Below are 23,893 nucleotides of genomic sequence, written 5' to 3' on the forward strand. Positions count from 1 at the left end.
GCAGAGCGCCTCCCGCCTGAGTCCTCGGACTCGTAGGCGGGAGGCGCTTGCCTTATAGATAAGGGGTGGAGGAAGCGAGCTTACTGCTTCTTCTTAGCCCAGTAGATGGGCGTGAAGACCTTATCCTCGCCACCGAGCGCCTTGATAGCAGACTCATAGCCGGGCTTATTGCCGTTGATGATGCTGCTGGGCAAGGGCAGACGCTGAGGATAGTAGTCGACAGACACCGTGGAGTAGGTAGAGGCGGTGAGCTGGGGCATGTTGTCCAGCGCCTTCTCTACCGCAGGCGTTTCGAAGAAGGGAAGACCCAGACGACGGTGGTCACTCCACGTCTCGAGAGGCAGCCAAGGCGTGTTGGCGATGAACTTCTGCGTGATGATCTTCGTCAGGTGGTCGTTCATAGCTGCCTTATAGAGGCGGCTCTTCATCTCAGGATAGCGGTAGGTGTAGTTCTCCGTCTGACCCGTGTAGCCATTCGTGCACTTCATCGTCACAGTAGCTGCGGGCTCCGTGGTGTGATCCCAAGCTACGGACGTCCCTACGCGGTTGTAGGTCTGCGAGGTGAGGTAGCTATCGACGGAGCCAGCACCCTGATAGGCGAAGCTCGCGCGGATACCCTTCTCATAGGCGTCCTTACCCGTCAGAGGCACCGTCCAGCCACGTACAGCAGCCTCAGCGATGAGGAAGTAAGTCTCCCATTCGCCGAAGAAGACACGCTTATTCGTGCTGTTGCGGTACTTCAGACCAAGGCGGGGCATCGTACCGACCTGCACGAGGTCGTTGATGGCATTGAGGTCACCCCAAGAGCCACCTACCCACGCATTCCACGTGTACTTAGCATTGATCGTCTTGAAGTCCTTCTCCTTGTCGGTAGCATCCTTCAGCTTGTACTCGGTCGTCGTAGCGGCCTTGCTCCACGAGGGATAGAAGCAGAAGTCGGGGTTCTCCGTATCACCAGCGATGATGAAGGTCTTATAGGCACGAGGGTCGATGATGCCTGGTAGGCCATCCATATAGAAGCCTGCCGAGGGGTCAGTCGTCGTCAGAGGGAAGTGCTTATCGTAGCGCACGCCGAGGTAGTCAGCAGGCTTGATATGGCTTGCATAGCGAGCGTCGGTGAGCTGCGTAGCAGAGCTGACACCACCCAGACCGAGGACGAGGTTGCTGTACGTAGGAGAGAGGATCTGGTGATTCCACTGACGGCTCATGACACCTGTCAGGTCGTCCCAGCCGTCCTTCTCCTGGACCTCGAAGCGATCGCTTGCCGAGGTGATACCTCCTGCAGCAGCAGCTTCCTCGAAGTGCGTCTTAGCCGTCGTAGCGTCGACCTCAGAGAGGCGCATCGCCAGACGCATACGCATCGAGTTGGCATACGCACGCCACTTAGCGGTGTTGTAGCCATAGGCACGGTCGAGCTTGTTCGTCTCGCCGTTGTCCGAGCCGGGAGCGGTAGCGAGGATATCAGCGGCCTCCTTCAGCTCGGTGAGCATATAGGCATAAGCCTCCTTAGCACCTACGTAGGTGGGGTTAGCACCCTGATAGCCGTCGATGGAGACGACACCGAAGTTGTCACAGAGCTCGGAGAGCATATAGACGCGCCAGATACGAGCTACCTGCTGGAGGCTCTTGTCATAGGTGCGTGCTGTGCCGTCCTTGATGCGCTTCTCGCACATAGCGATAGCATCGGTGAGGGGCTTGAGGCATTCCTCAGCCATACGGCTGTAGTAGTCGGAGCTCCAGCCGTCACTGAAGCCACCTACGGCAAGACCACCACCACGGTGCTGGTGGCCGCCCGTCTTCCAGTAGAGGACGAAGGCACGCTCCGCCACGTGGGGATTCTGCTGGGCAGCTATGATCGCGCGGTTGATGAGGTACTCGGGGAGCACCTGATCCTGCGAAGCGGCAGTGGGGTTGGTATTGACTTCGTCGAAGTCGCGGCACGAGGCGATACCCATCGTAGCGCACAGGCACAGACCCCAGAGGAGAATATTCTTCTTGTTCATGATATACATGGCTTAGCGACTAGAAGCCGAGGGTGATATTGAAGAGGAAGGAGCGGGTCGTGGGAGAAGAGGCGAACTCATACCCCGTAGCGTTGGAGCCCGTAGCGAAGACCGACTCAGGGTCGATGCCGTTCATATAGCTCTTGATCATCCATACATTGTTACAGGAGATACCGAGCTTAGCCTTCGTGATAGGCGTGTTCTTCAGCAGGCTCTTGGGGAGCGTATAGCTGAGGGCGATGTTACGCAGACGTACGCTCGTAGCGTCGTAGATATTCGCCTCGTTGATACCGAGGTTCCCGCTACGACCGACGATAGCACCCCAGTAGTCCTGAGGCGTGACTTCGGTGGTATTCTTCGTGTAGACCGTCTTACCAGCGACTTTGCTCTCGACGGCGCCGTCGACGACGAACTTATCACGAGCACCGTTGACGACGGTAGCAGCAGCGGCACCACCGGCCTGTAGGGCGTGGTTCGTACCAGAGAACATCTTACCGCCGAAGCGAGCATCAATGAGGAAGCTCAGGTCGAAGCCAGCGAAGGAGAAGCTGTTCGTCAGACCAGCCAAGAGGTCAGGCTGCTGGTCACCGAGCTTCTTCTCATCGCCAGCGATAGGCAGACCGTTCTCGTCGGTGATGATCTTACCATAGAGGTCGCTCGTCTTGTCCTCGACGCGCTTGTAGCTTGAGCCCCAGATCTCACCGTACTTACCGCCTTCGCGAGCGAGGATCTTTAGGTTGTCATACGTACCGAGGTTGTACTCCGTCACGGGGGACTCGATACCACCGCCATCGTAGAGCTTGATGATACGGTTCTCGTTGTGCGAGAGGTTCAGCTGGGCATTCCACTTCAGCCCTTCGCTGCGGATGATGTCAGCGGTGACCATGAACTCAATACCTTCGTTCTGGATGTTACCTGCGTTGATCATCTTAGCATCGTAGCCGCTGGCAGGGTCCATGCCGAGGCGGATGAGCTGGTTGGTAGCGTTGGTGCGATACCAAGCGAAGTCTACACCGAAGCGGCTATCGAAGAAGCGCATTTCCAGACCCAGCTCATAGGACTTGATGAGCTCACTGCGGACCTTGTCGTTGTAGAGGACGTTGTCGATGTTGGCCATCGTACCGCCGAGGGGGTCCTTCTCGATGCGGTAAGCGCTGTAGAGCTGGTAAGGCTCGAGGTCATTACCCACCTGAGCAGCCGAGGCACGCACCTTAGCGAAGGAGAGCCATGAGGGAGCATTCACATCCATCTTACGGAGCATGTCGGTGATGACCAGCGACGTGCTGATAGAGGGATAGAGGAAGGAGCGGTTAGCCTTCGCCAGCGAAGACGACCAGTCATTACGCAGCGTACCGTCGAGGAAGAAGTACCCGTCCCAGTTCAGCTGTGCCGTACCGTAGAGTGAGTTGATCTTCTTGTGGCTGTAGGACTCAGAGTTGTCGGGCTTGTCAGTACCGTTGGTCAGTGAGAAGAGGTTAGGCACGATGAGCTGGCTGACGCTGGCACGAAGGCCGTTGTGCTTGCGCTCCATGAGGTTACCCCCGACAGAGCCCGAGAGGCCGAGCTTACCGAAGACGTTGTCACGCTGTGCCGAGACGAGGAAGCTGTAGTTGTTCTCATAGAACTTGATCTGCTCCGTCTCATACTTACCCCCACCACCTGCTATAGGCGAGCCAGCGTAGGTCTTACGCTCGATGCGCGTAGAGTACTGGTCAGAGCCCACACGCAGCTCAGCATTGAGCCAGTCGGTGATCTTGTACTTCAGCGCTGCACTGATGAGGAAGCGGTCACGCGTATCGTTGTTGAGGTTGTACTTACTTGCCCAGTAGGGGTTCGTCTGATTACCTACACCATACCAGCGCATAGCACCCTGAGGCGTACGGGCTTCCTCGAAGTCGCGGATATCCATACTGCGGGGCAGTGAGTACATGGTATAGAAGGCATTGGAGGCATTAGCACCATTGAGCGGACGGTTCTGTACGAAGGAGCGGATGTACTGGACCTTCGTATCGGTGCTCCAGCGGTCGCTGGGGCCGAACTTCGTCGTGGCGCGCAGCGTCATATTCGTACGGCCGAGCGAAGCGCCAGGGATGTGGCTCTTATTGTCGGTACGTGTCAGAGAGGAGTAGATCGATGTGCGGTCGTACATCTGAGAGAAGGCGATGTTCTCCGTCAGGTCGATCCCAGGAGACTTGAAGTAGCTGGCGACGTTGTCATAGGCTCGCATGTTGGTCTTCGTGCCGTCCCACTTCGTGTACTCCTGCCCTTCGATACGAGGACCCCAGCTGGAGGAGACGTCGTTCTTATAGGCGCCGTTAGTACCTTGACCGAACTGACTCTGCAGTCTGGGCACCATGAAGAGGCGCTCTACACCTACTGAGGAAGAGATCGTGACACCGAGGCCATTGTTCTTACGACCACTCTTGGTGATGATCTGAATGACCCCGTTACCAGCACGCGAGCCGTAGAGAGCAGCTGCCGAAGCACCCTTCAGCACGGTCATGCTCTCGATATCTTCGGCATTGATATCGGAGAGACCGTTACCCATGTCGGCTGCGGGATTCCAGAAGTCATTGTTCGTAGCACCTGTCGTGTTGTCCATAGGCACACCGTCGACGACGATGAGGGGCTGATTGCTGCCCGAGAGTGAGCTATTACCACGCAGTACGATCTTCGAGGAGGAGCCGGGGCTGCTGGAGCCCTTGATGATCTGGATACCAGATACCTTACCTGAGAGTGCGTTGGTGATGTTGGGCTCGCGTACAGCCATGAGCTGGTCACCCTTGACCTCCTGCATGGCGTAGCCGAGGGCTTTCTTTTCACGGCGGATACCGAGTGCGGTGACGACGACACCACTGAGCTGGGTCATCTCATCCTCGAGCGTGATGGAGAGGGGCGTACCCGTCCAGCGGACGGTCTGGGTCTTATACCCCACACAGGAGATGACGAGCTCGGACCCTACCTTGAGTCCGCTTAGGACAAAGTGTCCCTTGGGGTCGGTTAGTGTCCCCTTGCCCTTAGCCTGGCCTTTGACCAGGATAGTAGCACCGACGATTGCCTCGCCCTTGGAGTCCTGTACGGTCCCTGTGAAGGCGACCTTACGATCCTGAGTCTGTGTCATGGCGGTCTCTACCGGCGTGGCATAGGCATTTTCTAAGGCGAGTCCTGGCAGCGAAAGACCCACGAGGAGCACGCTGCAGACTGTCTTCATTCGTTTCATAGGCTTATATCGTGTTAGTGATAAAAGGTCTATAAAGATAGATATTCTTTTAGCAAAGCAATGGTGTAATTGCCTATAAATAAAAACTTTACAAATGAATACAATTACCTAATCCCTAAGGAAAATATCCAACTCCTTATAGGTCGGTGGCTTACACCTTCGATAGATCGACCACTACCCTACCCAAAGCGCGCGACCGAGGCGCCATGCTCGCCCCACACTTCTCCCCCGAGAAGCCATGTCTTAGTACCAGCTACGCTACCCCACTCCACGGAGATGAAAAAGTAACCACTACTGGTCGCTGATGGAAGCAGTACTGGTCACCGCGCGAAGCAGTACTGGTTGGTAATAGTGACCAGTACTGGTCAGCCGACGAAGTAGTACTGGTCGCTTTAACCCATATATAAAAGGACTCCCCCTGAGGTGGTGCAGCGGAGTGCAACTACCTCAGGGGGAGTAGTATATGTAGCGTGTGGGTCTACTCGTTCGGCAGGGGACCTAAGTGCAGTCCCTTCTCACGGAAGAGGCGGATATCCTCCTCGGGAAGCTCCAGCGCCTCGATGGGCACGCATTCGTAGCGGTCATTGAGGTAGAAGCGCACACCGCCCTTGAAGCGCGAGCTGACGACCGAGAGGTCATCACGGCGATAGCGTGTGCGGATACCCGCCAGCTCGAGGAGCGTGTGGAAAACGGAGTTCGACGAGACGGCCTCACGACTATTGGAGCGCCCCTGAGCGAAGAGCTGCGGGTGGGCATCTCGCCAGCGCTTGTCGCCCCAGATGAGGAGCGGTACGTGGAGCTGGTAGTAGGAGACGTCGGGCGAGGAGTGGAGGAAGCGCTCGCGGTCGTCATCATAGACGTCCTCCCCGTGGTCAGAGATATAGACCATCGAAGCGGCACGATCGCCTCCCTCGAGGATGCGGACGACGGAGTCAACGAACTTATCCGTCTGGCGCACGGCATTGTCATAGGCATTGCGCAGGACGAGACTGTCGGCCTCCGAGCCCGAGTAGTGCCCCTTCACAGGGAAGAAGGTATCTTCCTTCGGATAGCGGTCACGGTAGCTGAAGTGACTACCATAGGTGTGCAGCACGACGAAGAGCTTCGGGTGCTCGCTCGCCATGAGACGCTGCAGATAGGGGATCATATCGCTATCGTAGAGACGGCGCTTCTCACGACGAAGCTCCTTACGGATGGGGTGATGCTCGTCCCCCTGCATAGCGAAGAAGTCCACATAGCTGTGGTTCCCTGGCTGATTGGAGATGAAGGCCGTATAGAAGCCCGCTTCACGGAAGGCCGAGAGGATCCCCTGCACACGGGGTAGGTTCTCCGCCGAAGACGCATCGGCAGGCGAGAGGATGATGGGGATACTCTTATATGTTGTATTCGACTGCGTCAGGACGTCAGCAAAGGCGATAAGCCCACCATCACGGTGGAGCGAATCGATATGCGGCGTCGTCTCACGGGGATAGCCGTAGAGGCTCCAGCTGTGTGCACGGGACGTCTCACCAAGGATGAGGACGTAGATCTCACGCTCGTCCTTGGCACGCTCGGAGGTAGCCTTGTAGCAGAAGTCCTGGCTGGTGCGATCGTAGTGCATCACCTCATAGAGCTTTGTCGTCGCCAGATACATATTGTAGAAGACGCTCATCGGATAGACCTCCGCACGCAGATGCACGTAGGGGAAGCGCTTCTTCGCCCCTATATATATAGGTAGGGCGACGAGAAGGATGAGCACAGAGACGAGGGCCATACGGCGACGGAAGCGTGGCGAGAGGCTCTCACGGCTACGAGCCGAGAGCGTCGCCACGACGAAGGTCAGGGCGTAGAATCCCCCGCTGGCGAGGATGGGCCAGAGGATGTTGGAGAGGAGTTCGCCCGCTTCATCAGGCTCCGAGGTGAAGATATTCAGGAGCATATCCACCGCGACGACGGAGCCACTGAATATCGTCAGGAGCACGAGCTGGAAGGCATGGAGCAAGACCAGCACGAAGAGCCCCCAGTAGACACGCCCAGGACGCTTCGCCGAGAGCAGGAGAAGCATATACACCGGTAGCATCAGCAGGATATTCAGCACACGCCCTACGGCAGGCTGCTGCATGACGACGGAGAGCACGACATTGGGCAGGAGAAGTGCCAGCGTCAGTATCCAGTAGTAGCATCGCTGGTCAGCACGGCTTACCCAAGCCTGAAGCCGATCCCATATACGCAGCATATAAAGAGAAATAAAATCTTAGTGATATGTGTAGAGATAAGACATAGGCACTACCCTACTCGTGATGATAAGGCTCACCTCTCAAGATCGTCTGCGCGCGATAGAGCTGCTCCACAGCAAAGAGGCGTACCATCTGATGAGAGAAGGTCATCTGACTCAGCGACACGCGGTCATCTGCCCGCTTATAGACCTCCTCCGAGAAGCCGTAGGGGCCTCCTATGACGAAGACCAGACGGCGCGCACCCGATACCATCACCCGCTCGATATACGAGGCGAAGGCGGTACTTGAGAACTCTCGTCCGCGCTCATCGAAGAGCACTACCCTATCCGACGTACTGGTCTGCCGCAGGATCTCCGCTCCCTCCATCTGCTTCTGCAGCTCGGGTGTGAGCTTGCTGGAGCGGCGGATATCAGGGATGATCTGTAGGGTGAAGGGCAGGTAATGGCCGAGGCGATCAGCGTAGAGCTTCGTCAGCTCTTCGATCGCACGGCTATCGGTCTTGCCCACAGCGAGGAGAAGAAGGTGCATCGGTTATGAAGTAGCGGGGTGAAGGCGAGGGGTAAGTGTCTATATCCACCAGACCCATTAGACTTCACTCTTGGGCACAGGGCTCGACGGGATCGTCTAATGGGTCTGGCGTCTACAGGCGGTAGTCTACCGCAAGTAGCTTAGAAGGGCAGATCATCTGCAGCACCAGCGGGAGCTACAGGCTGGGCAGCGGGCGCTGCGGCAGGTGCCGCTGCGGGAGCAGCGGGAGGCTGAGGTGCACTATAAGCAGCAGGAGCGGGAGCAGCTACACCGGGGAGCTGGATGCCCTGGACTACGTTCCAAGCGCGGACAGACGTGTACCAGCGGCCATTGAACTCACGGCTCTCTACGTCGATAGATACCGTCACTTCCTGACCCACCTGCATGGGGAACTTATTCACATTGTCACCGAAGACTTCGAAGCAGACCTTGCGGGGGTACTGCGTGCCGAGCGTCTCGAGGATGTATTCTTGTACTTGCCAGGGGTTGCCAGCCTTGCTGGTACCCGTGCGCAGGGGGAGTACCTGGACGATTTTACCGATTAATTCCATGGGGAGTATCTTATCTAAATTGAATGATTTTGCTTAGCGTGGGCGGAAGCCGATGATGTGACGGACCTCATCGATCGTCTTCGAGGCGGACTCACGAGCCTTCTCAGCACCGATGCGAGCCACACGGGAGAGGAGCTCCTTGTCGCCCTGGATGTCGAGGATGCGCTCACGGATAGGCGCGCAGAAGGCGTTGATATCGGCAGCGAGCTGCTTCTTCATATCGCCGTAGCGGATAGCACAGTCGTTGTAGAGACCGTCGAAGTGCTGGTAGACCTCAGGCGCAGAGACGATCTCCATCAGCGTGAAGAGGTTCTGGATAGGCTCGGGCTTCTCGCTGTTAGGCTCGGTAGGACCAGCGTCCGTGACGGCACGCATGACCTTCTTCGAGATCGTCTTCTCGTCGTCGATGAGGTAGATCGCATTGCCTTCGCTCTTGCCCATCTTCCCTGAGCCGTCGAGGCCGGGCACCTTCAGTGCACGCTCTCCGAGGGAGAAGGACTGAGGCTCGGTGAAGAAGTCCACGCCGTAGATGGTATTGAAGCGGCGGGCGAACTTACGCGCCATCTCCATATTCTGCTCCTGGTCCTTACCGACGGGTACCTTGACAGCCTTGTGCATGAGGATGTCGGCAGCCATGAGGGAGGGGTAAGTGAGCAGACCAGCGTTGACGTTGTCGGGCTGCTGGCGTGCCTTGTCCTTGAAAGAGGTCGTACGCTCCAGCTCACCGAGGTAAGCGTTCATATTGAGGTAGAGATAGAGCTCCAGCACCTCACGCACGTCGCTCTGCACGTAGATCGTAGCCTTCTCAGGGTCGATACCACACGCCAGGTATTCAGCGAGGATGGTATTCGTACTACGGATGATATCATCGGGATGCGGATGAGTCGTCAGCGAATGCCAGTCAGCGATGAAGAAATAGCAGTTATACTCATTCTGCATCTGCGTGAAGGCACGTACAGCACCGAAGTAGTTACCTAAGTGAAGATTACCTGTGGGACGGATCCCGCTGACTACTGTTTGCATCGTCTACTAACTATGATCTATAATGTGGTCCTATATAGGTTACGAAGATAGCTAATAATTCACAATCTTGCCCCTTTTATATAAAGCAACTGGCTCTCCATCGGGGTGGAAAGCCAGTCACTTTGCTAAGACTTCTTATAGAGCGTTATCGGTTCTTTTATCACTGCTCCACGCAAATAAATATAGTCCCTAAAATCAACCCCTTGAGGAGTAGGATCCCAGACCATAGTCTTCTCTGTCCTCTTCCTTATGATCCACGTAGACTTTACCTCCTCAGTTATGATGCCATCAGGGGATAGTACCCATACTGTATGCTTTAGAATATTCTTATTCAGTGAGTACTCCCCCCTCATATTATTACGAGTAAACCTAGGTCCAACTAAATAAACTCTCACCTCATCCTCAGAGTTAAAGTAGAAAGTCAACTTCGCTGGGACTTTCCCATCCTCCGTATCAACCTTGAATTCTGACTCCCAGATCGTACCAGACAGATCCTGAGTTGTGGGGATAGGAAGCTCCTTCTCGGTACATGACACGCATGCCAAGAGGAAGAGTATGATACCAGATAAGTAAGTACGCATAATAGTTACTATTTAGAGTTAAACAATGGTACACTTCGTTGGTAGCTCGAGACCAGCTGATCCACGGGCTCGTTTGGAGTTTCAGAGGACAGCGCATGTCCTTTTGCTTGAGAAAGGTATGAATTATTTTTCAGAGAGCAAGTGAAGCACAATATCTCCAATACAACCGTACCTAAGAGCAGCTAATTAGTGATACACACAGCTTACCAACCGAAGGGGTACGGATCACTCTTACCAAAGGAGGTGGCGTGAAGCAGTAAGGGGGGCTACGGATAAGCAATAGTAGTTTGCCCTCGGACCAATAGTCGTTCGGATGCAAACCTATATTGGTCGCTGAGTGAAGCTATATAGGTCACTGCGACGACCTATATTAGTTCATTGCTTCGCGTAAGGATAAAAGTTGCGAACGAGTGGCAGATAAGTTTGGACTACGTACGTGGCTCTAATATCTACGTACGTGGATATTTGGATTTACGTGCCTGGTCTTTAAATCTACGTGCATAGACAGAGGAAAAACACTACGTGAAGGCGCTTTTTTCTTCACGAGAATAGCACTTTTCCCTCCGCAGGATAAGAGGAATACTTGTGATAAAGCGAAGTGCTTACGTACCGCTTCGGAGAGGCATATCGGGGAGCCGCGTGCGATGCCTTAGCACTCTAAATAGAGGGCAGAACTCTCGGCAACAGTCTCCAAAGAAGGACTATACTCCCCCCACTCCATCTCGTAGAAAGGTACGTATACAAAGCGGGCTGAGCACCTCATACCTCCTGCAAGAGAGGTGAGGCGCTCAGCCCGTCTATGATTTGGCTTGTGTAGGAGGAGGCTACTTCAAAGTGGTCAGCGAACGCACTAAGAAGTCAAGCGCGTCGGCAGAGAAGTGCCCTCTCAGCATAGGATATTCCATAGGCGAGCCCGTAGACGAAGGTAGGAAGAGATGATTGAGTTTAGGGAAGACCTGCACCTGAGCCTTGGGCTGGAGACGCAGTAGCTCGGCCGCATTGGAGGGTAAGACCTGCTTATCCATCTCGCCGAAGAGCCCGATGACGGGGCACTTCACCGCACGCCACGTCCCTGCGATATCCAGCTGAAGAAGTTCCCGCAGATAGGGCGTGAACTGCCCCATGATCTGCGTGCGTATCGTAGCGTACATCGTTGTATCCGAAGTCATGACAGGCAGGAGCCGCTCAACGACCTTAGAGGCCTTTGCCTTCACTTCATCGAGCGAGAGGCGCTTGTCCTGCATCAGGCCGTAGACCTCAAGGTTCCCCTTGCGTAGGGTGGCACGCTCCTCGTCGCTCTTTCCTCCCAGTAGGCTGAGGGCATCCATCTGATCAGCGAGGATCCGATCCATACCAAACACTGGACCAGCGAGCGAAACAATACCAGCAAGCGAGCGATCTTGGCTTGCCACCTTCGAGGCAATATAGCTCCCTTCGCTGTGGCCTAGGAGGAAGATCCGCTGAGGATTCACTGCCTTGTGCTCCTTCATAGCCTTGACCACCGCCTCGGCATCCCGTACGAAGTCCTGCACATGCGAGGCCATGAAGATCCCCGTGCTCTTACCTACACCTCGGTCGTCGTAGCGGAAGACAGCGAAGCCCGCTTCGGTCAGTCGGCGGGTAATATCCAAGAAAGGCTTACAGCCGAAGATCGTCTCATCACGATCCTGCGGGCCACTGCCCGTGATCAGGACGAGCGTAGGATAAGGCGACTGCCCCGTCTTAGGCAGGGCAAGGCTGCCCGAGAGAATGACAGACGAGCCCGAGACGGGGATGCTTAGCTCCTCCTCCGTATAGGTGGCAGGTGCTTGGGGAGCGTCTTGCTTCTCGATTGAGCGCTCCATATCCAGCGGGAGACTCATACCGCCCTGCTGGAAGTTGCCCGAGAGCTTGTCATCTGCCGTGCGCACGGCGGTATAGGTCAGGCGTAGGCTACGAAGCTCCATACGCAGGCTATCGCCCGAGACGTGCACCTCATCGGCACGTAGCCCGTAGGCACCTTGGTCTGGGCTATCCAGGGTAGCCGACCAGCGCCCCGCCTCTTCGGTGAGGTGGATGACCATACGGAGCTTGCCCATAGGGAGCGAGAGCTTACCCGACCAATCCCCACGGAGGCTCTGTGCGCTCACGACGAAGGGGAGGAGAAGAAAGAGGGAGAGAAGGAAGCGTCTCATAGTGGTAGAGATAGTAGTGCGTAGTGGTGTGAGGCCTCAGCCTTTGAGACGGCGTCGGCGATTCATGTAGTAGGTGAGGAAGAAGTTCTGCCAAGCGATATAGCCCGCTATACCAGGAGCTACGAGCGGATGCATGAAGGTGATGCAGAGCCAGAGCGTTAGGGCGGTATTCTTCTGCCCCATAGACTGACGGCATGCTACCTCCTCGACGCCGATACGGTGCGCCAGATGACTGCCGAGTGTGAACTGAATAGCGCACGCCAAGAGCCCGACAGCGAAGGAAGCGATGAGTAGCCCGACCTGCTCCGACCCTTCCTTCAAGACGAAAGAGACACTCTTCCCCAAGATGAAGAGCAGCGAGGAGAGCCACAAGAGGTAGGTGAGTTTCTTCGGTGGGTGAGGGGTCTTCCCCATGCTCTTCATCACACCGCGCACGAGCCATGCCAGCACGATAGGTAGGATGACCATACGGACGACGAGGAGCGCTATCTGCCCTGAGAGCGTCCAGAAGGGCAGATGGCTGTGCGAATCAAGTAGGGGGAGTAGGAAGGGTGCTACCAGGCAGATCAGCCCGTGTGTGACGATGGTGTAGCCCGTAGCGAAGCCTGTATCACCATCCATGAGGTTCGTCATCGCCCCCGCTGCTGCCGCTGCTGGTGCGAGGAAGCACATGAAGAGACTCGTAGCGATGACGTGATCCCACGCCGAGAGAATGAAGTAGAGCGTCCCCCCGATAGCTATCTGGAGGACGAAAAGCAGGAGGTGCTTCGGTCGTGGAGCAGCAGCGCTGGGTGGCATATTGAGCACAGCGAAGAAGAGCATCGCCGAGATGATCCACGGCGCCAACCAACCATAGGGCGCTGTGATACGCCACGATAAGAGCCCCATCGCTATGAAGAAGAGCGGGGTAAAGCCCTTCAGCCGACTCCAAAGGCTACCGAGCATAGGAGGACAAAAATAGGTACGTTATCCGATGAGCTTAGGATCGGCTACGATGCGCTCTACACCGGCACGTATAGAGCGTAGACCAAAGGCCTCGGGACGGAGATCTGCTGGGTCGACGATGACCAGCTCACCAGCATCATCCATAGCCGTCGCCCCGTCGAAGCTCTTCACACGCGTCAGGTAGAAGAGATCCGCCGTATAGACATCGATCCCCGAATAGGGGTAGACATTGGGGATCGAGAAGAGTAGACGCACCTCCTTTGCCTCGAGACCCGTCTCTTCGCGCAGCTCACGACGCACGGCATCATCCACCGTCTCCTCGGGATCTACGAAGCCCCCTGGGAGGTCCAGCGTGCCCTTCTCCGGATCACGTGCACGGCGCACAGTGAGAAGACGCCCCGCCTCATCAAGGACGAAGCAAGCGACAGCCGAGGCTACATTGTGGAAGTAAGTGAGGTCACAGCTCGGGCAGTGGATAGCACGGCCGTGTACATGCTCTAGCCCCTTCTGCCCGCAGCGAGGGCAGTAGCTGAAGCTCGATAGTGGATGTGTGTGCATAGGAAATAAGGGGTAGGGAAGTCGTATGGGAGGAAAGACAACAGACGAGCGCGGCAGTGCACCGGCTCGTCTGTCATCATAGGGATCGAAGGAGATTAGATTTCCTTGGCTTCCCAGCCGAGAGCGCTGGCACCGAGGACGGCAGCGTCGCTCTCCTTGAGCTGAGAGACGAGGAGCTTGGTCTTGCCTTCGTAGATCTTGAGGATGTTCTTCTCCATGTGGTGGCGGATGGGGTTCATCAGGAGGTCACCAGCCTTGGTGAGACCCCCGAAGAAGATGATCGCTTCGGGAGAGGAGAAGGTGACGAAGTCCGCGCAGGCTTCGCCGAGGATAGCCCCCGTAGATTCGAAGATCTCGAGAGCGAGACGGTCGCCAGTCGAAGCCGCGTCGAAGACGTCCTTACTCGTGATCGTGTCGATATCCAGCTCACGGAGCTTGCTCTCGTCGGAGCGGATAGTGAGGTATTCGCGAGCCGTACGTGCTACACCCGTAGCCGACGTGTAGGTCTCGAGGCAGCCCTGACGTCCACAGCCGCACATACGCCCATTGCGGCGGACGATCATGTGACCGAGTTCGCCAGCGAAGCCATCGTGCCCGTAGACGAGCTGACCACCGACGACGATACCACTACCGACGCCAGTACCGAGGGTGATGACGATGAAGTCCTTCATACCACGTGCAGCACCATAGGTCATCTCACCGATAGCGGCAGCGTTAGCGTCGTTGGTGAGTGCTACGGGGATACCGATGCGGTCCTGGATCATCTGAGCCAAGGGGATCTTACCCTTCCAAGGGAGGTTGGGGGCGAACTCGATAGAGCCGTTGAAGTAGTTACCGTTAGGCGCACCTACACCGATACCACGGATCTTGTCCTTACCACCGACCTGCTCGATGAGCATGTTGAGGCCTGTGACGAGGTCATTCAGGTAGAGCTCAATATCGTTGTGCGTACCAGTCTTGATCGAGGCATTGACGACGACATTACCACGGGCGTCGACGACACCAAAGACGGTGTTCGTCCCACCGAGGTCTACACCTATTACATAGGGCTTTTCCATTAGCTGTGCTTGTGTACTATGATGTGAGATATTCTTGTTATTGAACAAAGATAGTTTTTTTCACCGATCAGTTAACTTCGCCCCCCACGCATTCCCCGCGTGGAGTCCCACAAGTCGGTACCATAAGACACCAGCATAGGGTAGTGGTGTGCCTTACATCCAGGCCTCCCGACCCCGAGGGCTCGACTTATCCCCAGTGCTTAATATAAGTGAAGTATATAGAGGAAGAATAAATTTTTTTCTCTCTATCTCCTATTGTTATTATAGTCGGTGGAATCGTGGGTAATCTGCTTACACCTTCACTTCCTCCACTTGGCTCCTCCACGGACTTATCCTAATGCTTTGCGCTTCCTGCCCACAGGGTATTCACAAGTGACTTCCCACTTATAGCTGGGCTTTGGGCGCAGTCGAGGGGAAGGCATCCACATCTCGGGGGATTGCTTTCCCTTTTCTCGCATCCTTCGGTATGTGTATTAGGGTGGGATAATCTCGTGAGTTATCTACACCCCGAGGGAAGGGGGAAGAGGGGAGTAAGGTCGTCGCTGGAGGGGTGGGGATGAGTCTCCTATTTATCCCACGCTTACCCACTTGTTTTCCCCAGCTCACAGAGGGGGTAGAGTAGGGTGCTTATCGCGCTTCGTGGAGGTAGCTCAGGATAGCTCTTGCGGCGCGTGGGGCGCTGGGTTCTGTGCCCATCAGCTCCTGCAGCTGGGCCAGTGCCTGCAGCTGGTCGGTGCGGCGGTGATCCTCCTCGGGGATGAGGCGGGAGAGAATCGAGAGGATCTGTACGGAGTGTGCGCGGTCGGCGAGGAGCTCGGGGACAGCAGGGCGATCCAAGATGAGGTTGACCAGCGAGAAGTAAGGCACACGGAAGAGGTGCTCGAAGACGAGGCGAGCGATGCGCCTACCGCCCATACGATAGCAGACGACCATAGGGATGCCCCATAAGCCTGCCTCCAGCGTCGCCGTCCCCGAGGTGACCAGGGCAGCATGGGCACGGCGCATGAGTCCGTAGGTATCTCCGAAGAGGATGGGGGTATCGCTGTACTTACCGAGGTGGGGGGCGTAGTCTGCAGCGGTAAGTCCTGGAGCACCAGCGATGACGACACGCCAGCCCAATTGAGAATAGGCAGCGGTGGCTGCGAGCATCTCGGGGAGGTTGTCCCGCAGCTCAGACTGACGGCTCCCTGGGACGAGGAGGAGCATCTGCTCTCGCTCTATGGGCTCGGGATGCTCAGCGAGGTAGGTGAGCTTAGCATCTACACAAGGGTTACCTATATACGCTGTGCGGAGGCCGCGGTCGCTGAAGTAGCTGGTCTCAAAGGGTAGGATACTCAGCCCGAGGTCTACATAGCGGCGGAGCTGGCGTATGCGCCCTGCTCTCCACGCCCAGAGCTTGGGGAGGATGTAGTAGATGACGGGGCAGCGTAGCTCCTTCTTGGCGTAAGGGAGGATGAAGCGGAAGTTGAAGTCTGCGTAGTCCACAGGGATGACCACATCGGGGGCGAAGTCCCGCATAGCAGCCTGTATCTGCCGGCCGATGCGGGTGAGCTTCCCGAGGTTCTTGACGACGCTGACGATGCCCATGAATGCGATCTCACGGTAGTGGACGATGGGGGCGACACCTGCTGCGGCCTCCATCTTATCTCCACCCATAAAAGCAAACGAAGCCTCTGGATCCTCAGCCTGCAGCGCCCGTATGAGCGCCGAGGCGTGGAGGTCGCCAGAGGCTTCGCCTGCGACTAAGAAGTAGCGCATGGTGCTATGCTGAGCGTTGGGCCAGGGCTTCGAGTTCCTCGAGCCACTGATAGTTCGTGCAGTCGAGCTGGAGGGGCGTGAGCGTCGCCCAGCTATCCTTGAGGTAGTGCCAGTCGGCTTGCTTGGTATCCTCGGCGGGATCTTGGCGACCCGTGAGCCAGTGGATACGCTTACCCTTGCCGTCCTCTGAGTGGACGAACTCCTCGACGAAGCGACCTACAGTCATGGGGCATACCTTCAGACCCTTGGGTTTCGTCTTGGGGACGTTCAGCGAGAGCATCGTCTGCCAGGGTAGGGGCTTCTCAAGCATCATCTTCACGACACGTATGGTGTAGTCGATGCTGTCGGAGAAGTCGGGGTGCCAAGCGGTGTCATCGAGCGACACGGCCAGCGATGGGATGCCGTAGATACAGCCTTCGCGGGCAGCACCGAGCGTGCCGGAGTAGCTCACGCAGATGCCCTCGTTGCTCCCGTGGTTGATGCCCGAGATGATGAGGTCGGGGCGCTGGTCTACGAAGAGGGTATTCAGTGCGAGCTTGACGCAGTCCACAGGCGTACCCTCGCAGCTATATACAGCGAGGTTGCCTTCGGTGGTGCGGTGCTTGAGGCGCAGAGGTTGGGTCGTGGTGATAGCGCCAGAGAAGCCCGAGCGGGGCCCGTCTGGAGCGACGATAGTCACCTGACCGAAGGCGAGCATCGCCTGAGCGAGCTCTTGGATACCTGCGGCGCGGAAGCCGTCGTCATTGCTGAGGAGTATATGCATCTATAGGGTATAGGATCCTTAGTTCGCGGAGGGCTTGATGACGCTCCCGAGGCGGACACGGTAATATAGTGAGGTATAGCTCTCGGTACGCTCCACCATATTGTTGGTATTGAGGTACCAGGGTACTACGATAGAGGCTTCTGCTCCCTGATGGAGGTTCTGCACAGCGATCTGTAGGCCTATGGGGAGTTTGGCGACGGTCTCCTGCTGGACGGAGTTGAGGTCAAGGGTCTGGCGCACACGCATGGCCTTGAGGTTATCCTTGATCCAGTCGCTCGTCGAGTAGGCGTCACGGAAGAGCGTGACGGCATCGGTATAGTCTACCCCGACAGACGCATCGCCTGCCTTGGTGACCTTCATATAGATGAAGCCACTACCCGTGATACCGGGTACGGTGACGCGCTGGAAGTCCGTGCTGTCGGCGAAGGCGCGGAAGGCCCGCTCATTCGTGGCACGGCGCTCCTGGGCGACGTCGATAGTGCTATTGCAGCTCGTGAGGCTGAGGAGCGTAAGCAGGGCGAGGCCTGTGGTGATCTTGCTTATCATCATTGTCTCTTAGATGAAGTGGTGGGTACCTCTCTTGGGTGGAGGTTAGATCTTGCGCAGCAGGCTCTTCAGCGAAGTAGCCTCGTAGAGTATGTGGGAGAGCTCGCTGATAGCGACGCGCTCCTGCTGCATCGTGTCGCGGTGACGCAGGGTGACGGTACCATCCTCCATCGTCTGGTGGTCGATGGTGACGCAGTAGGGCGTACCGATAGCGTCCTGACGGCGGTAGCGCTTACCGATAGAGTCCTTCTCATCGAGCTGGCAGTTGAAGTCGAACTTCAGCTCGTCGTAGATCTCCTGTGCCTTGGCATCGAGGCCGTCCTTACGTACCAGAGGCAGGATAGCGAGCTTGACAGGAGCGAGAGCTGCCGGCAGGCGAAGGACCGTACGCTTGTCACCACCCTCGAGGGCTTCCTCTTCGTAGGAGCCACAGATGAGGCTGAGGAACATACGGTCGACACCGATAGAGGTCTCGATGACGTAGGGCACATAGCTCTCACCCAGCTCTGGATCGAAGTACTGCATCTTCTTGCCACTGAACTCCTCGTGACGCTTCAGGTCGAAGTCCGTACGGCTGTGGATGCCTTCTACTTCCTTGAAGCCGAAGGGCATCTCAAACTCGATGTCCGTAGCAGCGTTGGCGTAGTGCGCCAGCTTCTCGTGGTCGTGGTAGCGGTACTTCTTGTCGCCGAGGCCGAGGGCCTTGTGCCAGCGAAGACGCAGGTCCTTCCAGAAGTCAAACCACTTGAGCTCCTCACCAGGGCGGACGAAGAACTGCATCTCCATCTGCTCGAACTCGCGCATACGGAAGATGAACTGACGGGCAACGATCTCATTGCGGAAGGCCTTACCGATCTGTGCGATACCGAAGGGTACCTTCATACGGCCTGTCTTCTGTACATTGAGGAAGTTCACGAAGATCCCCTGAGCCGTCTCGGGGCGCAGATAGACCTTCATCGCACCGTCGGCCGTGGAGCCCATCTCGGTGGCGAACATAAGGTTGAACTGACGGACCTCCGTCCAGTTGCGCGTGCCGCTGATCGGGCAGACGATCTCGTAGTCGAGGATGATCTGACGCAGCTCCTCGAGGTTGGTATCGTTCATAGCAGCAGCGAAGCGGTTGTGCAGCTCTTCCCACTTAGCCTGATACTCGAGTACACGGCCGTTGGTAGAGCGGAACTGTGCTTCGTCGAAGCTCTCGCCGAACTTCTTCGCAGCCTTGGCTACCTCCTTATTGATCTTCTCCTCGATCTTCGCCAGCTGATCCTCGATGAGGACGTCAGCGCGGTAGCGCTTCTTCGAGTCCTTGTTGTCGATGAGGGGGTCATTGAAGGCATCGACGTGACCAGAGGCCTTCCAGATCTTGGGGTGCATGAAGATCGCTGAGTCGATCCCTACGACGTTAGGAGCCAAGAGGGTCATCGCCTCCCACCAGTAGCGCTTGATGTTGTTCTTCAGTTCGCTACCGAGCTGTCCGTAGTCGTAGACAGCGCCGAGGCCGTCGTAGATTTCGGAGGAGGGGAAGACGAAGCCGTATTCCTTACAGTGGGCGATCACCTTCTTAAAGAGGTCTTCTTGCTGTGCCATGAGAGCAGTTGCTTATTCTATTATCTATTTGGATTGTATCGATGTGATAGCTGCGACGCACCGATGCGAGGTGCGCACAGTCCACAAAGTTACACATTCTCCTCTACTTACGTACGCTACGGATCGGCTCCGAAAGGCCCGCTCGCTGCCCGCACTTCGGACGGGTGACTCTCGTCCGTATAGAAGTGTCATTTCGGCGAGTAGGTATAAGTTCTCCATCCACCTCAGTGTCGGGCTCTATATCTCTACAGAATAAGTTCCGAAGGAGTGCAGGAAAACTCCCGCACGCGTGGTGGAAAAGTCTCTTAGGACTACGACTAAAGCTTTATCTCGGTACGTGGATCTTAGGACTACGTAGGTGGATGATAGGATCTACGTGCAGGGTCTATAAATCTACGTACCGAGATCAAGCTTTGGGCGTATAGGAGGCGACTTATAGCACTATGGCGACAGCATCATTTCTCGCACAGGGAGGGGAGAAGTCCCATATAGGTCACCACGTCATCGCCGTAGTGGATGGGTATAAATACCCGTGCGGGACGCCCTCGGCTTAGCCGAAAGCGTCCCGCACAAGGTAGGGGGAATGCGCTATCAGTACAGGATGCTGATCTCGCCTTCTCTGGTGAAGAGATCCCACATACCTTCCTGTCCACTCGGGGATGGATGGGCATTGCAGATGAGCATAAATTGCTCGTAGAAGGGAATCTCACGTGGGCGATAGATAGAGAGGGAGCTGACCCATGCGCGGCCTGTGGTGTTGTCTGAATCAATGACGCATTGGGCCGACTCGCTCAGCTTCGTATTGATCTTAGGGGAGACGAATAGCTTCACAGCTTTGTCCAGTGTACTGATGGCCTTCTCTTTGCTCTTAGGATCGGTGGGATCATACGTGGCGGTGAAAGCGCTGAGCTCGCTTTCGGAGAAGTTCTCCAAGCTGGATAGATGCCCTCTCTTTGCTTCTCCTTGGGAGGTAGGCAGGGCTTGCTTTGCGCTCTTCTCACAGCCCAAGTTGGGGAGAAGAAGGAAGAGAGCAAGTCCCCCTATAAGGAGCTTACTATTCATAGGTTCGTCGGAGTTAGGTAGTGAGTATTGCTACTCCAAAGATAGAGAATCGTAGGAATCTCTACGCCTTCGCTGAAGGGGGCTATTTCGAGGCCTTTACGTGTAGAGCCTTGAGTAGGGTCTTGGTGTCGGGATCGATGCGGCGCGACTCGCAGATCTTCTGGATGGCCTTGTTGTGCACCCACGGATCGAAGCGCTTCTCAGCGAGGTAGGGGTGGGTCTCGGTGGGGTAGAAGGTGTAACACTCAGCGATAGCCCACGCCAGCGCCATACGCACATAGTAGCCCTCATGGCTCACGGCGAGGTAATGGCGGAGTAGTTCGTCTATATGCTCGGCATCGATGAAGTACTGCATGAGGGCGACGATGCCGAAGCGCACCTCATACTCCCCGCGGTGCTGGAGGTAGGGGAGGAAGAACGCCCAGAGCTCGGGGCCATGCTCACGGAGGAGCTTCTTCGGCTGGGGGAGGCTGAAGGAGTCGCAGACCGACCAGGAGTGGATGACCCGCACCCAGCGTGAGAGGTGGAGGAGGTAGTCGGAGAAGTCACCCACAGGGAGCATACCGAGGACGAGACCCTGCAGGGTACGTGCCTCCATGAAGTCCTCCTCTTTGGGGCGCTCTCCGCGTTCAGCTTCCGCAAGGTAAGCAGGCCAGCTCCCACTACGCACGATACGCCGAGCGAGCGCACGTAGATCGGGCAGACGTACACCGAGTACGCCTGCTATATCGGGATGTAGTCGCTGGGTAAAGGGCTGATTGCCCTGCTGAGCAAGCTCCAGAAGGTGCTCTGTGATGCTTCGCTCGTCGATGCGGTAGAGGCTGGACATAGGCCTTGTATAGCAAAAGCCCCCGTGGGGAATTAGTCGAAGAGCAGGTGATTGGCATCCTCGATCTTCTCGATGGTGCCAGAGAGGACGGAGGTACTACGCGAGGCTTGGTTGCGCGAGTAGACATTTGAGGTGATGAATGCCTGACAGGTACGCTCACTGAGGTCAAGGACCTGGCTCACGGTCGTGCCATCGGCCTCGACCCAGTTGACGAAGAAGACACTCGCGCCGATACGTATGGCGCTGTAGTTGTCTTCGCCCTCCTTGCTACCGTGGACGGAGTCCTTACTCTTCCAGAAGAGGTGCTTATGCGATAGGTACTCGACGGTAGAGACGTTCTCAGGAAAGCGCAGGTGTAGGCGCTTCCCGACGAGTGTCGTATCCGTAGTCTGTACGGGAGGTGCGTCCTCTTGGCTCGTCTTAGTGCCAGAGGAGTCCCCACTGCACGCTGTGAGGAGTGAGAGCGCAGCGGCAAGGGTGAAAAGAGGGCGTAGATACATGATAGATCTATGGCTAATGTGTAGTATGTAGGTGCGATGCGGCTTAGTCACGCGAGAAGAGACGCGAGAAGAAGCCCCGCTTCTCCTCCTCCTCTTCGTAGAGACCCAGTCGGTGCCACTCGCCGTCGAGAGCCTTACCAGCCTGGATGCGGTGGTAGATCGTACCCCAGTCTGGCAGGCCACCAAAGCTGCGGTCATCGAGGAAGAGATCGGCCTTGAGCTTGCGCGAGAAGCCCGACCCCGTAGCGTCTTCCTCGGGGAAGTCTCTATTGATGGCGTAGAACTCTACGCCACGCTGACGGCACCACTCGACGGCTTCGTCCAGCAGAGCGCCCTCACGGACAGTCCAGAGGATGAGACGATGCCCATCACGGATCAGCATCGCGAGGGTCTGGGTGGCGAAGGGGATTTCCTCGCCGATCTTGGGATAACGGTGACGCACGATCGTGCCGTCGAAGTCAACAGCTATAATCATCAGTAGAGTGGGGGAGTATAGGATAGAGTTTTAGAATCCAGAGAAGCGGATAACGTTCTCAGGCGTCTCCTCGGTCTTCTCTTCTTCGGGCTGAGTGGCCTCCTCTACGGGCTCTGGACGTGATGGCGTAGAGGTGGTGAAGGTCGTCGAGCTCGTCGTGTACTGCGAAGGCTCGGGGCGGGGCGTATGCAGGTCGAAGGCCGACAGCGTGCTACGCTCACGAGCGCTCTGGCTGGCCGTACCATAGTTGTTGATACGGATCGCTCTGTTGTTGGTCTTGTCTACGCGCTTGCTCTCGAAGATGCGGTGATCTCGGCGGAAGGAAGGTGTCTCCTCGAGGATGATGATGAGCTCTTCGTCATCAAGCTCGTCGATGCTCAGGGCGACAGGCTCGGCCTTCGTACGCTTGGTAGCGGCACCACCGTAGACACGCTCGATGAGGCGCTGCTGCTCGTCGCGCTCCTTCTCTTCGCTGATCTTGGAGAGTGGATCCTTAGCCTTGGGCGTCGTGGGCAGGAAGATGTCTTCGTCGAAGCCGAAGCCCGAGGCGAGGATCGTCACACCGATCTTCTTGCCTATATCATTGACACGGGCCGTACCATAGATCGTCTTGACATCGTCGGAGAAGTCCTCGGTGAAGGCCTGTAGCTCGGTGAGCTCGGGGATCGTGAGAGGCTCTTCATCGCCCTCGTAGACGTTGATCAGGAGGTGGCGTGCCTTGCTGATATTGTTGTTGTTAAGGAGGGGCGAATTGAGTGCCTCCTGGATAGCCAGAGTCATACGCTCAGGCCCTTCTGCGTAGCCCGTGTTGATGACAGCGACACCGCCATTGCGCAGGGTCGTATCGACGTCAGCGAAGTCAAGGTTGATCGTACCAGCGATATTCACCAGATCGGAGATACCACGTGCGGCATTGCTCAGCGTATCGTCCGCCTTGGCGAAGGCTTCGGAGACGGTGAAGTTCTTGTACACCTCGATGAGGCGCTGGTTGTTGATGACGAGGAGGGCATCTACACTCTCGCGCATCTGCTTGACCCCTTCGAGTGCTTGAAGGATCTTAGCCGTCCCCTCAAAGAGGAAGGGGATCGTGACGATACCGATGGTCAGCAGACCTGCCTGCATAGCGATCTTGCCGATGATGGGAGCTGCACCCGTACCTGTACCACCACCCATACCAGCGGTGATGAAGACCATACGCGTATCGCCCTCGATGAGGGCATCACGGATCGCCTGCTCACTCTCAAGAGCAGCTTCCTTAGCACGCTCAGGCTTGGCGCCAGCACCGAGACCCTTGGTGACGGTGGGGCCGATCGTGATCTTGTCTACTACAGGACTGCGGTCGAGTGCCTGGGTATCGGTATTACATAGGAGGAAGGACACGCCAGGGACAGAGCCGCTGGTGTACATCTTCGTGACAGCATTACCGCCACCACCTCCTACGCCCACGACCTTGATGAGCTGCTTGATCTCACTCCCAGAGTATTCGAATTCAATGCTACCTCGTTCCATTATATCT

General features: G+C 56.5%; 20 protein-coding genes. All 20 read right to left on the reverse strand.

Translation table 11 applies throughout. From position 1 onward, the window contains the following. Positions 1 to 80 precede the first annotated feature (80 nt). Complete coding sequence (locus tag HMPREF1323_RS02720) at positions 81 to 2,003, reverse strand: SusD/RagB family nutrient-binding outer membrane lipoprotein (protein WP_009432655.1); 1,923 nt, start codon at positions 2,001 to 2,003, stop codon at positions 81 to 83. Between the two features lie 19 nt (positions 2,004 to 2,022). Continuing rightward, entirely contained in the window at positions 2,023 to 5,223 is a 3,201-nt protein-coding gene (locus HMPREF1323_RS02725) for a SusC/RagA family TonB-linked outer membrane protein (protein ID WP_009432628.1), read from the reverse strand. 478 nt (positions 5,224 to 5,701) lie between these two features. Beyond that, positions 5,702 to 7,438: a phosphoethanolamine transferase gene (locus tag HMPREF1323_RS02730; RefSeq protein ID WP_009432591.1), complete on the reverse strand. Its 1,737-nt coding sequence runs from the start codon at positions 7,436 to 7,438 to the stop codon at positions 5,702 to 5,704. A gap of 55 nt (positions 7,439 to 7,493) precedes the next feature. Then, positions 7,494 to 7,967, reverse strand: a complete 474-nt coding sequence (rlmH, locus tag HMPREF1323_RS02735; RefSeq protein ID WP_009432629.1) for a 23S rRNA (pseudouridine(1915)-N(3))-methyltransferase RlmH — start codon at positions 7,965 to 7,967, stop codon at positions 7,494 to 7,496. Between the two features lie 140 nt (positions 7,968 to 8,107). Then, a complete protein-coding gene (locus tag HMPREF1323_RS02740; RefSeq protein WP_009432536.1) occupies positions 8,108 to 8,518 on the reverse strand; it encodes a DUF3127 domain-containing protein in 411 nt (136 codons plus the stop codon). Between the two features lie 33 nt (positions 8,519 to 8,551). Beyond that, entirely contained in the window at positions 8,552 to 9,541 is a 990-nt protein-coding gene (gene trpS / locus HMPREF1323_RS02745) for a tryptophan--tRNA ligase (protein WP_009432657.1), read from the reverse strand. A 125-nt stretch (positions 9,542 to 9,666) separates the two neighbouring features. Beyond that, positions 9,667 to 10,122: a hypothetical protein gene (locus HMPREF1323_RS02750; protein WP_044123934.1), complete on the reverse strand. Its 456-nt coding sequence runs from the start codon at positions 10,120 to 10,122 to the stop codon at positions 9,667 to 9,669. Between the two features lie 824 nt (positions 10,123 to 10,946). Further along, positions 10,947 to 12,296, reverse strand: coding sequence for an alpha/beta hydrolase family protein (locus tag HMPREF1323_RS02755; RefSeq protein WP_009432568.1), 1,350 nt, complete (start codon positions 12,294 to 12,296; stop codon positions 10,947 to 10,949). Between the two features lie 36 nt (positions 12,297 to 12,332). Continuing rightward, positions 12,333 to 13,184: a sodium Bile acid symporter family protein gene (locus HMPREF1323_RS02760; RefSeq protein WP_232203979.1), complete on the reverse strand. Its 852-nt coding sequence runs from the start codon at positions 13,182 to 13,184 to the stop codon at positions 12,333 to 12,335. 78 nt (positions 13,185 to 13,262) lie between these two features. Next, positions 13,263 to 13,799: an NUDIX domain-containing protein gene (locus HMPREF1323_RS02765; RefSeq protein ID WP_009432562.1), complete on the reverse strand. Its 537-nt coding sequence runs from the start codon at positions 13,797 to 13,799 to the stop codon at positions 13,263 to 13,265. 95 nt (positions 13,800 to 13,894) lie between these two features. Further along, the gene (locus tag HMPREF1323_RS02770; RefSeq protein WP_009432581.1) at positions 13,895 to 14,857 is read right to left on the reverse strand and encodes an ROK family protein; all 963 of its coding nucleotides are present in this window, start codon (positions 14,855 to 14,857) and stop codon (positions 13,895 to 13,897) included. Positions 14,858 to 15,484: 627 nt separating this feature from the next. Next, positions 15,485 to 16,615 carry a lipid-A-disaccharide synthase gene (gene lpxB, locus HMPREF1323_RS02775; protein ID WP_009432571.1) on the reverse strand — a complete coding sequence of 377 codons (1,131 nt, stop codon included), beginning with the start codon at positions 16,613 to 16,615 and terminating at the stop codon, positions 15,485 to 15,487. Positions 16,616 to 16,619: 4 nt separating this feature from the next. Then, positions 16,620 to 17,378: a 5'/3'-nucleotidase SurE gene (surE, locus tag HMPREF1323_RS02780; RefSeq protein WP_009432661.1), complete on the reverse strand. Its 759-nt coding sequence runs from the start codon at positions 17,376 to 17,378 to the stop codon at positions 16,620 to 16,622. 18 nt (positions 17,379 to 17,396) lie between these two features. Then, on the reverse strand, positions 17,397 to 17,927 hold the full coding sequence (locus HMPREF1323_RS02785; RefSeq protein ID WP_044123936.1) for a hypothetical protein: 531 nt from the start codon (positions 17,925 to 17,927) through the stop codon (positions 17,397 to 17,399). Between the two features lie 42 nt (positions 17,928 to 17,969). Beyond that, positions 17,970 to 19,511: a glycine--tRNA ligase gene (locus HMPREF1323_RS02790; protein ID WP_009432649.1), complete on the reverse strand. Its 1,542-nt coding sequence runs from the start codon at positions 19,509 to 19,511 to the stop codon at positions 17,970 to 17,972. Between the two features lie 591 nt (positions 19,512 to 20,102). Beyond that, positions 20,103 to 20,573, reverse strand: a complete 471-nt coding sequence (locus HMPREF1323_RS02795) for a hypothetical protein (protein WP_009432622.1) — start codon at positions 20,571 to 20,573, stop codon at positions 20,103 to 20,105. 82 nt (positions 20,574 to 20,655) lie between these two features. Continuing rightward, positions 20,656 to 21,402, reverse strand: coding sequence for a DNA alkylation repair protein (locus tag HMPREF1323_RS02800; protein ID WP_009432606.1), 747 nt, complete (start codon positions 21,400 to 21,402; stop codon positions 20,656 to 20,658). A gap of 32 nt (positions 21,403 to 21,434) precedes the next feature. Next, entirely contained in the window at positions 21,435 to 21,902 is a 468-nt protein-coding gene (locus HMPREF1323_RS02805) for a MoaF-related domain-containing protein (RefSeq protein WP_009432670.1), read from the reverse strand. Positions 21,903 to 21,945: 43 nt separating this feature from the next. Then, positions 21,946 to 22,377 (reverse strand): BT0820 family HAD-type phosphatase, encoded by a 432-nt coding sequence (locus HMPREF1323_RS02810; RefSeq protein ID WP_009432582.1) that lies wholly within the window; start codon positions 22,375 to 22,377, stop codon positions 21,946 to 21,948. Between the two features lie 30 nt (positions 22,378 to 22,407). Then, positions 22,408 to 23,886 carry a cell division protein FtsZ gene (gene ftsZ, locus HMPREF1323_RS02815; protein WP_009432529.1) on the reverse strand — a complete coding sequence of 493 codons (1,479 nt, stop codon included), beginning with the start codon at positions 23,884 to 23,886 and terminating at the stop codon, positions 22,408 to 22,410. Positions 23,887 to 23,893 lie beyond the last annotated feature (7 nt).

It is taken from the genome of Porphyromonas sp. oral taxon 279 str. F0450, from assembly GCF_000292995.1.
Classification (GTDB): Bacteria; Bacteroidota; Bacteroidia; order Bacteroidales; family Porphyromonadaceae; genus Porphyromonas; species Porphyromonas pasteri.